Annotated in this window: 12 protein-coding genes and 1 pseudogene; 1 reads left to right on the top strand and 12 read right to left on the bottom strand. The window is 61.1% G+C overall.

Annotation, left to right across the window (positions count from 1 at the left end):
- The 7 genes and pseudogenes from FHX16_RS28130 to FHX16_RS28100 all read right to left on the bottom strand — a co-directional run.
- Positions 1 to 134: pseudogene (locus FHX16_RS28130) on the bottom strand (acyl-CoA dehydrogenase); the annotation flags it as partial.
- A gap of 11 nt (positions 135 to 145) precedes the next feature.
- A complete protein-coding gene (locus FHX16_RS28125) occupies positions 146 to 1,327 on the bottom strand; it encodes an acyl-CoA dehydrogenase family protein (RefSeq protein WP_259131601.1) in 1,182 nt (393 codons plus the stop codon).
- Between the two features lie 3 nt (positions 1,328 to 1,330).
- The gene (locus tag FHX16_RS28120) at positions 1,331 to 2,182 is read right to left on the bottom strand and encodes an enoyl-CoA hydratase family protein (RefSeq protein WP_183758581.1); all 852 of its coding nucleotides are present in this window, start codon (positions 2,180 to 2,182) and stop codon (positions 1,331 to 1,333) included.
- A complete protein-coding gene (locus FHX16_RS28115) occupies positions 2,179 to 2,973 on the bottom strand; it encodes an SDR family NAD(P)-dependent oxidoreductase (protein WP_210281060.1) in 795 nt (264 codons plus the stop codon). Before FHX16_RS28115 ends, FHX16_RS28120 begins: the two co-directional genes overlap by 4 nt.
- 7 nt (positions 2,974 to 2,980) lie before the next feature.
- Positions 2,981 to 5,299 carry a bifunctional salicylyl-CoA 5-hydroxylase/oxidoreductase gene (locus tag FHX16_RS28110; RefSeq protein WP_259131598.1) on the bottom strand — a complete coding sequence of 773 codons (2,319 nt, stop codon included), beginning with the start codon at positions 5,297 to 5,299 and terminating at the stop codon, positions 2,981 to 2,983.
- 126 nt (positions 5,300 to 5,425) lie between these two features.
- A complete protein-coding gene (locus FHX16_RS28105) occupies positions 5,426 to 5,941 on the bottom strand; it encodes a flavin reductase family protein (protein WP_183758587.1) in 516 nt (171 codons plus the stop codon).
- A gap of 158 nt (positions 5,942 to 6,099) precedes the next feature.
- The gene (locus FHX16_RS28100; protein WP_183864841.1) at positions 6,100 to 7,224 is read right to left on the bottom strand and encodes an LLM class flavin-dependent oxidoreductase; all 1,125 of its coding nucleotides are present in this window, start codon (positions 7,222 to 7,224) and stop codon (positions 6,100 to 6,102) included.
- Positions 7,225 to 7,329: 105 nt separating this feature from the next.
- Between FHX16_RS28100 and FHX16_RS28095 the strand changes: the two genes are divergently transcribed.
- Positions 7,330 to 7,908, top strand: coding sequence for a winged helix DNA-binding protein (locus FHX16_RS28095; RefSeq protein WP_259131594.1), 579 nt, complete (start codon positions 7,330 to 7,332; stop codon positions 7,906 to 7,908).
- A 15-nt stretch (positions 7,909 to 7,923) separates the two neighbouring features.
- Here FHX16_RS28095 and FHX16_RS28090 read toward each other — a convergent pair whose 3' ends face one another.
- From FHX16_RS28090 to FHX16_RS28070, 5 genes are all read right to left on the bottom strand, one after another.
- Positions 7,924 to 8,754, bottom strand: a complete 831-nt coding sequence (locus tag FHX16_RS28090) for an ABC transporter ATP-binding protein (protein ID WP_259131591.1) — start codon at positions 8,752 to 8,754, stop codon at positions 7,924 to 7,926.
- The gene (locus FHX16_RS28085; RefSeq protein ID WP_183864843.1) at positions 8,747 to 9,625 is read right to left on the bottom strand and encodes an ABC transporter ATP-binding protein; all 879 of its coding nucleotides are present in this window, start codon (positions 9,623 to 9,625) and stop codon (positions 8,747 to 8,749) included. The genes FHX16_RS28090 and FHX16_RS28085 overlap by 8 nt, the downstream gene beginning before the upstream one ends.
- On the bottom strand, positions 9,622 to 10,446 hold the full coding sequence (locus tag FHX16_RS28080) for an ABC transporter permease (RefSeq protein ID WP_246712816.1): 825 nt from the start codon (positions 10,444 to 10,446) through the stop codon (positions 9,622 to 9,624). The genes FHX16_RS28085 and FHX16_RS28080 overlap by 4 nt, the downstream gene beginning before the upstream one ends.
- 52 nt (positions 10,447 to 10,498) lie before the next feature.
- Positions 10,499 to 11,506 carry an ABC transporter permease gene (locus tag FHX16_RS28075; RefSeq protein WP_259131589.1) on the bottom strand — a complete coding sequence of 336 codons (1,008 nt, stop codon included), beginning with the start codon at positions 11,504 to 11,506 and terminating at the stop codon, positions 10,499 to 10,501.
- A gap of 136 nt (positions 11,507 to 11,642) precedes the next feature.
- Entirely contained in the window at positions 11,643 to 13,178 is a 1,536-nt protein-coding gene (locus FHX16_RS28070; RefSeq protein ID WP_259131587.1) for an ABC transporter substrate-binding protein, read from the bottom strand.
- Positions 13,179 to 13,392: the final 214 nt, after the last annotated feature.

Here is a 13,392-nt window from a genome sequence, read left to right as displayed (position 1 = left end):
TCGAGCACGCGCGGCAAGAGCTTCTCCTGCGCATAGGCGTGTGCAGTCTCCTGCACCATGCGCTCCTCGTCCGTCAGCTGCTCCACCAGCCGGAAAGGATCGGCCCAGTCGAAGATCTCGCGTGTATGTAGCATTATGTCTCTCATCATTTGGTCTTCAGGAGTTCGCGCGCGATTATGAGCTTCTGCACCTCAGTTGCGCCTTCGTAGATGCGTAGCGCGCGGATCTCCCGATAGAGTTTTTCGGTAATTTCGCCGGTCCGGACACCGCGACCGCCGAACAGCTGAACTGCGCGATCGATGACGGTCTGCGCCGTTTCCGTCGCCGTCATCTTCGCCATTGCGGCTTCCCGCGTCGTCGACAGCTTCTGCACATCGCGTCGCCACGCAGCCCTGTAGGTCAGCAACGTCGCGGCGTCGATCCCCGTTGCCATGTCGCCGAGGGCTGCCTGGGTCAGCTGGAGATCGGCCAGCTTTGCTCCGAACATCTGCCGCTCTCTCGCATGCGAAAGCGCTTCGTCAAGGGCGCGCCGGGCAAAGCCCATGGCGGCGGCGGCGACCGAAGCCCGGAAGATATCAAGAGTGCGCATGGCGATCTTGAAACCTTCGCCCGGACCGCCGAGCCGCCGCGATGCGGGGATACGGCAGCTCTCGAAGCGGATTGTTGCGAGCGGGTGCGGGGCAATGACATCGATGCGCTCGGCGATCGAGAAGCCGGGGTCATCGGCGAGGACGACGAAGGCTGAAATGCCGCGCGTACCCGGCGCCTCGCCGGTGCGGGCGAAGACGGTATAGACATCGGCGATGCCACCGTTGGAGATCCATGTCTTTTCACCATCGAGAATGTAGTGGTCGCCGTCGGCGCGCGCCGCACAGGCCATGGCGGCAACATCTGATCCGGCGTCCTTTTCAGACAGCGCAAAGGCGGCCAGCCATTCGCCGCTGCGCACTTTCGGCATGACGGCGGCGCGAAGGGCGGCCGAACCGCTGAGGCCGATCGCTCCGGTCCCGAGCCCCTGCATCGCGAAGGCGAAGTCCGCCAATCCGTCATGCCAGGCAAGGGTTTCGCGCGCCAGGCAGACCAGGCGTGAATCAATCAGCGGGTCGGTTTCGGAAGCGCCCGTTGCCACCTTCAAAATTCCCGCGTCGCCCAACGCCCGGACGAGCCTGCGACATGCGGCATCGACATCGGTGTGGTCGATCATCGTCATCGCATCGGACTTGGCGAATGCGTCCAGCCGGGTTGCGAATTCGCGATGGCTGCTGTCGAAGAACGGCCAGTCGAGATGATCCCAGGATGGACCAGTCAATGTCGCGGGAATGGTCATAGTCTAGTTTCCCTCGAAGGTTGGCTTGCGCTTGGCGGCAAAGGCTTCAAAGGCGCGGCGAAAATCCTGTGTCGCCATGCAGATGGCCTGTGCCTGCGCTTCGGATTCGACCATCTCGTCGATGCCCATCGCCCATTCCTGGTTCAACATGGTTTTGGTCATGCCATGTGCGAACCACGGTCCGTCGGCCAGCGAGGCTGCTAGCTTGTGTGCCTCGGCGGAGAGATCGCTGCTTGGATGAAGGGCATTGTAGAAGCCCCAGGCATTGCCTTCGGCGGCGGACATGGAACGCCCGGTGTAAAGCAATTCGGCGGCGCGGCCCTGGCCGATGATGCGGGGGAGGATCCCGCATGCGCCCATGTCTGCCCCCGCAAGCCCGACGCGGGTAAAGAGGAAGGCAGTCTTTGCTTCAGGAGTCGCCAGCCTGAGATCGGACGCCATGGCGAGAATTGCGCCAGCGCCTGCACAGATGCCGTCGACAGCGGCGACGATCGGCTGTGGGCATTTGCGCATCGCCTTGACAAGATCACCCGTCATGCGCGTAAACGCAAGGAGCTCGGGCATTGCCATGCGCGTCAACGGCTCGATGATCTCGAACACGTCACCGCCAGACGAGAAATTGCCGCCAGCTCCCGATAGCACGATCGCCCGCACGTCCGATGCATAGGCGAGATCGCGAAACAGGTCGCGCAACTCGGCATAGCTGTCGAAGGTCAACGGGTTCTTCCGATCCGGCCGGTTGAGCGTGATCGTCGCAACGCGTCCGTCCTCGCTGACGTCCCAGAGGAAATGCCGGGGTTGAAGGTCCCTGAAGGAGCGCAGGTGTCCCTGCATGGTCATGTCGTTGTCGCTCATCCCGCCAAAACCTCCCCACCAGCCACTGCGATGGCCTGTCCGTTGATCGATGCGCTGCCGGGGGCCGCAAGCCACAGCACTGCGTCCGCGACCTCTTCGGGCTTTACGAGCCGGCCTTGCGGATTGGATTTCGTGAATTCGGCGAGCGCCTGTTCGGCGCTGCGCCCGGTTTTTTCGATGATCATTTCGATCGATCGCGCGATGATCGGTGTGTCGGTAAAGCCCGGGCAGACTGCATTGACGGTTATCCCCGTCTTTGCGAGTTCCAGCGCCAGTGACCGGGTCAGGCCAACGACGCCATGCTTGGCCGCGACATAAGCGGAGACGTATCCATACCCGGTCAGCCCCGCGGTCGAGGCGATATTGATGATGCGTGCCCCGTCTCCCCGTGCCTTGAGGTCGGGCAGCACCGCCTGGGTCACGAGGAAGACGCCGGTCAGATCGACGGCGAGCACCTCATTCCACATGTCGAGGCTGGTCTTTTCGAAGGCGGCGCTCGGGGCCTGGCCGGCATTGTTGACGAGAATGTCTACCGGGCCGAATGCCTTGCGGGCGCTCCCCAGTCCCCTGGCGATTGCTGCCGCATTTGTCACATCGAACCCATCGACGACATGAACACCTTCGGTTCCGATTTCATCGGCGAGAGCCTGCAGCGGCTCGCGCCTTCTGCCGGCGAGCGTCACATGCGCCCCGTCCGAAACAAGGGCACGGGCGATCGCCGCTCCGATACCGGACCCGGCGCCGGTGACGAGGGCGTGGCGGCCTGAGAGTTTGCCTGACGTGGTCATCATGACGCGCCTATTTGGCCGGCGCCGCCGTGGCGGCGCGGGCGAGGTTGGCCTCGTACTGATATTTGCCGGCCTGATATTGCTTCGGCCACGCTATCGAGGTCAGACCGATCTTGGCTGCTTCATGCAATGACCAGGCAGGGTCGGCAAGGTGCGGACGGGCAACGGCGCATAGATCGGCGCGACCGGCCGCAATGATGGAGTTGGCGTGATCGGCCTCCGAGATCGCGCCGACGGCGATTGTCGGAATGCCGACCTCGTTGCGGATCTTGTCGGAGAACGGGGTCTGGAAGAGGCGGCCGTAGACCGGCTGCTCGTTTTTTGACACCTGACCCGAGGAGCAATCGATGAGGTCAGCGCCGGCATCCTTGAACATCTGCGCGAAGATTGCCGCATCCTCGGGCGTGTTCCCGCCGTCCATCCAGTCATGGCAGGACAGTCGCACGGACATCGGCTTGTCCTCGGGCCAGGCGGCGCGCATTGCCCGGAAGATCTCGAGCGGGTAGCGGGCGCGATTTTCGTGGCTGCCGCCATACTCGTCATCGCGCAGGTTGGTGACCGGCGAGAGGAAGCTGGATAACAGGTAGCCGTGGGCGCAGTGCAGTTCGAGCCAGTCGACGCCGGTCGTAACCGCAAGTTCCGCCGCACGGACATGGTCTGCCTTGACGCGGTCCATGTCGGCGCGATCCATCGCCTTCGGGACCTGGCTGTTCTTGAGATAGGGCACGGCGGAGGCCGAGATCAGCGGCCAGCCGCCTTCGCTGACGGGTTGGTCGATGCCGTCCCAGGCGAGCCTGGTCGAACCCTTGCGGCCGGCGTGGCCGATCTGGATTCCCATCTTGGCGGCGCTGTTGGTGTGAACGAAATCGACCAGCCGGCGCCATTGCGCGGCTTGCTCCTCGTTCCAGAGCCCGAGGCAACCAGGCGTGATGCGGGCGTCGGGCGAGACACAGGTCATTTCCGCAAACACCAGTCCGGCACCGCCGAGCGCACGCGAGCCAAGGTGGACGATATGAAAATCGTTCAGCAATCCATCCTGTGCCGAATACATGGCCATCGGCGAAACCACGATGCGATTGATGAGCGTGGTTCCGCGCAGTTGATAGGGCGTGAACATCGGTGGCAGGCACCTGTCGTTTCCGACAGCGACGCCTGATTTCTTCGCAAACCAGCGCTCGTAGCCTTCGAGCCAGGTCTTGTCGCGCAGGCGCAGGTTCTCATGGCTGATGCGTTGAGAGCGGGTCAGCATGGAATACATGAACTGCTGCGGCTCAAGCCTATCGGCGTAGCGGCGACCCACGACCTCGAACCATTCCATGGCGTTGCGCGCCGCATTCTGGATGCGCGCGACGTCGACACGGCGAATCTCCTCGTAGGTTTCGAGGACGGCCGGGATCGCTTCCCTGCCGTGTCCGTGCATCTGGAACTGCCTTGTCAGCTCGATCGCATCGTCGATTGCGAGCTTCGTGCCGGAGCCGATGGCGAAATGTGCGGTATGAGCCGCGTCGCCCATCAGCACGACATGCGAGTTGCCATTGAAATGACTCCACTTGCCGCAGATCAGGCGATTGAAGTTCAGCCAGGCAGAACCACGCAGATGGCGTGAGTTGGTCATCAGCGGTGCGCCGTCGAGCACCTCGCGGAACAGGTTTTCGCAAAACGCGATCGAGCCGTCCTGATCCATCTTGTCGAGACCGTGGGCCAGGTAGGCCTCCTCGGTCGTCTCGATGATGAAGGTCGAGGTCTGGTCATCGAACTTGTAGATGTGCGCCTGGAACCAGCCGTGGTCCGTCTTGCGGAAGTCGAAAGTGAAGGCGTCATAGAGTTTGTTGGTGCCAAGCCAGATGTAGCGGTTCGGCCGGGTGATCATGTCGGGTTGGAACACCTCGGGATAGTGGTTGCGGATCTTTGAATTCAACCCGTCCGATCCGATCACCAGGTCGGCGTCGGGGAAGTCGAGATCGGAGGTCACGTCGGTTTCGAAGATCAGCTCGACGCCGAGTTCCTCGCAGCGCTTCTGGAGGACGTTGAGCAGCTTCTTGCGACCGATACCGACGAAGCCGTGGCCGGACGTGCGCTGGCGGGTGCCCTTGAACCAGACCTCGATGTCGTCCCAGTGATTGAACGCATCCTGGATCTCAGCGGCACTTTCCGGGTCCCATTCCTGCATCGCGGCCATGGTGGCATCCGAGAACACGACCCCCCAGCCGAAGGTATCGTAGGGCCGGTTGCGCTCGACGACACGAATGGAGTGCTCAGGGTGAAGCTTCTTCATCAAAAGGCCGAAATAGAGCCCCGCTGGACCTCCTCCGATACAGACGATGCGCATCTTCATTCCTTCCCGGTCACGCCGCGCATGTGCCGGCGATCAAGTTATTTGAAGTTTAAAATATATAGAGGCAGAGCGAGGCGTCAAGGGTTAATCAATGGAATCCCGCAGGCGGTGGGCTCGTCCCTATCGCTCGAGCCTGCGATATCCACCATGCCAGTAGATCAACGCATCCTGGCCTTCAGTGACGCGAATGGCATTCACCTGGCCGATAATGATGGAGTGCGTCGCCCGGTCGATCATTTCCTCCAACGTGCAATCAAGGCTAACGGTGGCATCGACCAGCAACGGGGCACCGGTCGAAAGCGTGATCCACTCGGCGTTGGCGTAACGCTCAGAGCCCTTGCAGCCGTGGCGGCCGGAGAAGCGTTCGGCAATGTCCTGCTGGTGGCCCGCCAGCGAATTGACGCCGAAATGGCCGAACCGGCGAAAAAGCGGCCAGCTGGAAGACGACCGGTTGACGCAGGCCATGACCAGTGGCGGGTCGGCGGCCAGCGAAACGGCAGATGTGACGACGAGGCCGGAGCGCTCGCTACCCGTTCCAACAGTGATAACGGCGACATTGCCGGGAAGATGGCGCATGGCGGCCCGGAACATGTCCGTTGACGGTTGAAGCCCGCCCTGGCTTTCCTGAAGCAGCATGACAATCCTCCCAGAATGCGTGGTGTGTGCGCCTGCTCAACCGGAATTGGTTTTCCGCAATAGAGCATGCGCCGGTTCAGATGCTGGAGCGTTCCGTTCGCGGCGGTTGGAGACGTTGCGGCGACAGTGCCGAAAACGATTTGAGCGCCCCGCCAGGGTTAGACAGCAATATCGAATGCCTTGGCTGGACGGCGAATGCCCTCTGAGGCCAGGATCGGCAGGACCGTGTCGCGGAAGTACGGGAACTCCACCAGATAGTCCACGAACGAGAGCGTCGTGCCCCGGAAGCCGGCCTTATGCAGCGAAAGGATGCCGTCTGCGATCTGCTCTGGTGTTCCGACGAGCGGGAAGCCGCCATGGCCTGCGGCCATCCGGTCCCGGATCAGTGCCAAAAGGTCATGCGGGAAGGACTGGGCATGCGCAAACTGCAGGCGCACCAGATTGTCGACGGCGTCCCAGTCAGCATTGTCCTGCCCGAAATGACGAAGATAGTCTCGAGCCTCCTTCTCCGTCGGGCGGCAGACGACGTGTGAAAAAGTCAGGACGCCGACAGGGCGGCCAACGTCTGCAGCCTGCGCCTTCAGTGCGGTGATCTCGTCGACCGAGCGGGCGAGATCGATTGCCGGCGTGAACAGGAAATCGGCGTTGCGGACCGCGAAGTTGCGGCCTTCACCGGAGCCTGCCGCGTTCAGGATCGGGACATGGCCGGATGGCCGTGGGTCTCCCAGAATGTTGGTGAGCTTGAAGTGCTGGCCGTTCCAGTCGAAAGCCTCCTTGCGGCTCCACAGTGCCTTGACGACATCAAACCACTCTTGCGCATATTCGTAACGCTCGGCGTGACCGGCTGGAAGGTCGAGACCGAGCGCCTGATATTCCGGCTGGTTCCAGCCCGCGACGATATTCAGCCCGATCCGGCCGCCGCTGATCTGGTCGATGGTGGCGATCTGCTTGGCAACGACCGCCGGCAGGTTGGCTGCCGTATGGATCGTCGCAAAGACGTTGATATCGCGTGTCCGCGCCAGAAGGGCGGCCGCCCAGGTCATCGTTTCGAGCACGTTGCCGTGGAAGTTTGTATCGCCGCCATACCCGATCCAGCGTGCGATCGGGAGCATGAAGTCGATGCCGGCCGCGTCGAGGAGGTGGGCAAGTTGCAGGTTGTTGTCCCAGGAGTTCACCCAGCGTTCGGGAACCTTTGTTACCGACATGCCGCCGGAACAGTTGGTCGCGAAGGTCCCGAGCAGGAACTGCTGGTCGTCGAACATGGAGTTGCGCTCATTGGTCATGCGTTCACCTCGTATTATTTGTTATAATTTATGATACAAACTCTATGATTAAATTTATCGCTGTCAATCGACAAATGCTGATGGACGCGGTTTTGGGTGGAGGCTATGTCTTGGCTTTGGGAGATCGAAGAGATGCAGCGCAAGGAACCGCATGAAAAGCAGCCTGATGCGGTGGACCGCAGCTGGCATCTGGCGCGCACAGCCGTCGAGGTGGATGTCGCCGAGATCGAGTACGCGCTGATGCGCGCCTACGAGGCGTTCGGCCGCTGGCAAACGGAGTGCCTCGCGTCGGTTGTCGATATTGCCGCAAGCGGTCCCGAGAATGCCATGCTGCACATCATCCGGATGAATGACCGCCCGAAAACGATCAAGGATCTCGCGCGTCTTGCCAACCGCGAGGACATTCCGAACATCCAGTACAGCCTGCGAAAGCTGATAGGGGCGGGGCTGGTCGTGCGCCAGGGCAGTGGCCGGTCGGGCGTCACCTATCAGGTGACCGAAAGCGGTCGTGCGGTCACTGACCAGTATGCGGACATCCGTGCGTCACTGTTGATTGCGGCCATCAAATCGGTTCCGAATTTTCCGCACAAACTGGAAGAGGCAACGCGGACACTGGAGCTTTTGACGGGTATTTACGAACAGGTTGCGCGCGTCGCTGCCACGCATCGTCGCTCGCATCCCTGACGCTCACCGGAAGAACTAAGCCTCGGCAACGCGGTCGAGCCAACCGGGCTCAATACGGGGCAGGGGAATGGCGTCAAGCAAGGCGCGCGTGTAGGCGTTTTCGGGAGCAGTAAAGACACGATCGCACGAACCGTGCTCTACCACGGTGCCGTGCCGCATCACGTAGACCCTGTCGCAGACTGCACGGATGACGGACAGATCGTGGCTGATGAAGGCCATGGACAGACCGAGGTCTCGCGAGAGTTCCTTCATCAGGTTGAGGACCTGGGCCTGGGTGGAGACGTCGAGCCCGGAAACGACTTCGTCGGCCAGAACGAAGTCGGGTTCGAGCAGTGCTGCTCGCGCAATGCCGACACGCTGGCGCTGGCCGCCCGACAGCTCATGCGGATTGCGATCAAGGCAGGCGGTCGGCAACATGAAGCGCTCGAAGATCGCGGCGATCCGGCGCTCTGCGCTCCTGGCGTCGTCTGCGAGACGGTGCAGGAGCAGGGGCTCCACGAGAATGCGCCGGATCGTGTGGCGAGGGTTCAGCGAAGCCATCGGATCCTGAAAGATCATCTGCATGCGTCTTCGCAGTGGCCGTAGTGCCGCGTCGGGAATGTCCGTGATGTCTTTCCCGTCGAAATGGATCGTACCGGCCGAAACATTGACGAGCCGAAGCAGTGCGCGGCCAAGCGTCGTCTTGCCCGAACCGGATTCACCGACGATGCCGACTGTTTCTCCACGCCTGATGTCAATGTCGACGTCAAACAGCACCTTGTGGCCGCCGCCCGGCTTTCCGAGCAGTCCGCGGGTCGCGCCGTATGTGACTTCGATGCCGGATGCGGTCAAAAGCTTGTCAGACATTTGGCCTCGCATCCGTTCCAATTTCCCGCCGCAACTGATCGAACACGGCCTGCGGGACAGGCGTCAGCCCGGCGTCCGGACGGTCATAGCGCGGGCTCGCCGCAAGCAGGGCCGCTGTGTAAGCGTGAGCCGGTCGCTCGAGAACGTCAGCACACGATCCGGCTTCGACGACCTTGCCCGAATAAAGCAGTGTCACACGATCGCAGATCTGTGCGACAACGCCGAGGTCGTGCGTTACGAAGATCACAGCCGTTCCATGCTTGTCCTGCATGGCCCGGATCAGACGCAGTATCTGCTTTTGCACGGTCACGTCGAGTGCCGTCGTCGGCTCGTCGGCAACCACGAGCTTGGGCTCCAGTGAGAAGGCGGCGGCGATCAGCACGCGCTGGCGCATTCCACCGGAAAGCTCATGCGGATAGGCCTGCAGCACACGCAAGGGATCGCGGATGTGCACCTCCTCCAAAAGCGAGATGGCCCTTGCATGCGCTTGCCGCGCGGACATCCCACGTTTCATTCTAAGGCCATCCGTCAGCTGCGCTTCGATGCGCCGGCTCGGGTTGAGTGCCGTTTGCGGATCCTGCGGAACGAGCGCGATTTCGTTTCCGATGATCTGCCGCAATGTCCTCGGAGGAAGGGTCAACAGATCGCGATCCTCAAACAGAACCGAACCGCCAGTGACACGAATGGTGCGTGGCAGGATGCCGAGCAAGGCTTTTGCGATCGTGGATTTTCCCGCGCCGCTTTCACCGACGAGGCCGAGCACTTCGCCACGCATCATCTTGAGCGACACATCCCTGAGGATGGAAGCGCCGCCGTCACGATCGGAAACAGCCGTCAGGCCGGTTATGGAAAGGAGAGGAAGATTGCTCATCGGCCCATCACCGGATCAAGGGCACGGCGAAGGCCATCGCCCAGCTGGTTGAATGCCAGGACTGTAGCAAACAGCGCGATAAGCGGCGCGACCATGACCCACCAGCCTTGATAGATCATCTGCCTGCCGGCAGCGATCATGCCGCCCCATGTCGGTGTGTCCGAGGAAACGGAAAGGCCGACGAAGGACAGGATTGCTTCGACGATCACCGCAATGCCCATCTCCAGGCTCACCAGGGCGATGAGGACCGGCGCGACGTTCGGCAGTATTTCCGAAAAAAGAATGCGTGCGCGGGAAAAGCCTATGGTTTGCGCAGCCGTTACATAATCCATCTGCGCCTGGGACTTCGTTTCGGACCGGACGACACGACAAAATCGCGTCCAGTCAATGATGACGATGGCGGCGATCACCGAGTGAACGCCGGCGCCGAGAACAGCAACAAGAAGGATCGACAAGAGGACGGGCGGGAATGCCATCCATATGTCGACAAGGCGCGAAATGACCCGGTCCGCCCAGCCGGCGTACCAACCGGCGATGAGGCCCAGCAACGTGCCAATCAGAGCTGCAAGCGTTGCTGCGACAAAGGCGACGAGCAGCGCAATGCGGGTCCCGAAGATCAGGCGCGAGAGCACGTCGCGGCCGAGATCGTCGGTGCCGAGCCAGTAGCCGGGCTCCGCACCGTCGATCCAGGCAGGAGGCAGGGTGCCAAGCATGAGGTCCTGTTCGAGCGGATCCTTGGGCGCGATCCATGGCGCGCCGACTGCAAGCAGGACGAGGATGAGGATGAATGCGCCGCCAAGGACGACCTTCGGTTGGGCCATGAGTGCGCGCCGTCGCCGTTTGGCCGCCGTTTGTTTGGGATAAGAAGGAATATCAACCATGACGCAGCCTCGGATTGAATGCGGCAACCAAGAGGTCGACAAGCAGGTTGACCAGAATGAACAGCACCCCGAAGACGAGTACGAGACCCTGGATCAAGGGCAGGTCGCGGTTGATGACGGCGTCAATCGCCATGTTGCCGATGCCGGGGTATGAGAAAATCCGCTCGACGATAACTGTGCCGCCGATGAGAAAGGTGAATTGGACACCCGTGAGCGCGATGGTCGGGCCGATCGCGTTGCGTAGCGCCTCCTGCACCACAAGGCGAAGCTCCGACATGCCTTTCAGCCGGGCGAGGAGAATGTAATCCTGCATCATCGCTTCGGACAATGCCGCCTTAAGGACACGGGCGATGATTGCAGCAAGCGGGAGGCCAAGCGCGAGCACCGGCATAGCCATATGTGCGACGACATCGGAAAAAACTGCAAAGCGTAGCCGCGCGAGGCTCTCGATCAGATAAAACGATGTCGCAAACGGCATGTCGGTCGTAGGGTCGATCCGACCGGAAAGCGGAAACAGTGGGTAGAAGACCCCGAGCATCAAAACGAGTGCCAGGGCCCAGACAAAATCTGGAACGGCCAGAAAAACCCCATTCAGGGCGTCGACAACCGGTTCGAGCGGGCCGCGCCGCATGAGCGTGCCGACGACCGCGATCGTTACCCCCGATGCAACCGCAAGGACGAGGGCGGCGACGGCAAGTTCGAGCGTTGCCGGCAGGCGCTCGCCAAGCAGGTCGAGAACGCTGCGCTTGAGAGATATCGAGGTGCCGAAGTCGCCGCCGAGCATCGCCTTCAGCCACAAGCCGAACTGGACCGGGAGGCTCGCGTCCAGGCCGTAATGGGCGCGCAGAGCGGCAATGTCGGCAGCACTTGCGCCCGGCGAAATCATCATGGCGATCGGATCGCCGGGCACCACGCGCAACAGGACAAACACGATCAGGGCGACGCCGAACAAGGTGACGGCTGCCATGACGACGCGGTTGAAGATAGAAAGCGCTATCATCAGCTCATTTTTCTCGCAGGACGCCGGATTTAGCCAACATGCGGCCGGTAGCGCCTGCAAAGGATGCCCTTTGGGAATGCGGACGGGCCAACTGACCCGCCCGAAGCCGGATTTATCATCCGGTGGGGAGCATGCTTTACGCCTTGGCGACGAGGGTCGGCTGCAGGGCGCCCGATACGTTCGGGACAACCTTGAGGCTTTCCTTGTAGACGATCGGCTGGGCGTATTGGAGAAGCGGGATTACATAGCCCTGTTCTGCAATATACTTGCTGACGGCCTTCCACCCGGCGATGCGCTTTGCCTCATCCTTCTCGCCCCAGAGCGGGCCGATCATGTTGTCGAGGTCGTCGGTATTCCAAACCGAATGCGGCGAGGGGCCGAACATCGCAAAGCCCGTCGACGTGGTTGGGTCACCGATCGCGTTGCCCCAGTTGTAAAAGGCAGCCGGCGCCAGCGCGTCGGCAGCGCGCAGTTCGTAGTGCTTGGCGATTTCGTAGACCTCGATTTCCGCTTCGATGCCAACCTTGCGCCACATCCCCACGATCGCCTGGATCATCTCGTAATCCTTGGGCTTGAAGCCCCGCGTGGTCTGGATCTTGAACTTGACCGGTTTTTCCGGTGAGTAACCGGATGCAGCGAGCAGCGCCTTTGCCTTCCCGGCATCGAAGCCGACGACGATCGACGGATCGAAGGCATCATATTCGGGCGCCTCCAGCGTGTCGATCGGCACGCCGTAACCACGCAGCAGTCGTGCAACGATCGCCTTCTTGTCGATTGCGTGGTGGGCGGCCAAACGCACGTTCTTGTCCAGCATCACGTCGATGTTGTTGATGAAGATCATGCCGATATCGGAGATCGGGGTCGCGGTGCCCGAAAGCCCCGACTTCTTTTTCAGGCGATCGAAATCTTCGTAGGGAATTTCGAGCGTGACATCGGAAGAGCCGGATTCGATTTCAGCAACGCGGCTGGTCGTATCGGGTACAAACTTGAAGACGACGGTATCGAAGGCGGGCTTGCCGCCGAAGTAGTTTGGGTTTGCCTTGAGGCGGAGAAAGGCGTTGCCCTCGTAAGCGTCGACCATATAGGGGCCGGTGCCGATCGGCTTCTTCTCGAAGCCTTCTGCACCGACTTTTTCATAATAGGCTTTGGGCAGGACGTAGCCGGTCAGAAACGCCATCCACTTGAAGTAGGTCGGCTCGAAGCGCAGTACATCGCCGGTGATGCGATGGCCCTCAATCTTATAGTTGCCGGCCGTCGACCAGATGAAGGAAATCGGATTTCCTCCCTTCTGATCGGCCGCGCGGGTCAGCGACCAGACGACGTCCTCCGGCGTAAACGGCGTGCCGTCATGCCATGTGACGCCTTGGCGGACATCCATCCAGACCTTGGTCTTGTCTTCATTCCATCCCCAGTCCGTCAGAAGCCCGGGTTGGAACTTCAGGTCCGGTCCCTGGCCGATAAACTGGTCGAAGATCGAGCGATAGATGGCCTGGATGGCCGGATTGACCGCCGACGGGCCGGTGGTGGGGTCGAAGGATGGCAGATTGACGTTGAAGGCTATCGTCAGCGTGCCGTTTTCGGCAGCCAAAACGATATTTCGACCGGCGAGAATCCCGGTAATGAAGGTTGCTGCGCCCAGGCTCAAGGCCTCGCGCCGAGTAAGCGTCGTCATAGTCACTCCGTTCCCCTTGTGAAGCGGAAGGAGGGTTTTCTTACCTGCCGGCCGCTGGCGATTTATTATCGGAATGCTTCAACCTTAAAATAAGTCACAGAAACCGGCAAGCGCTTTGTTGAAGCTTGAAAAATCCACTTCCCGTGATCAATAATATGCTGGAGCATATAATTTTCGGCAGATGGCCATTGGTCATGCCGACGCCGGCGTGTAA

It is taken from the genome of Rhizobium sp. BK661 (assembly GCF_024808825.1).
Classification (GTDB): Bacteria; Pseudomonadota; Alphaproteobacteria; order Rhizobiales; family Rhizobiaceae; genus Rhizobium.
The sequence above is the reverse complement of the archived record's forward strand: the minus strand, read 5'-3'. Positions and strand labels throughout refer to the sequence as shown.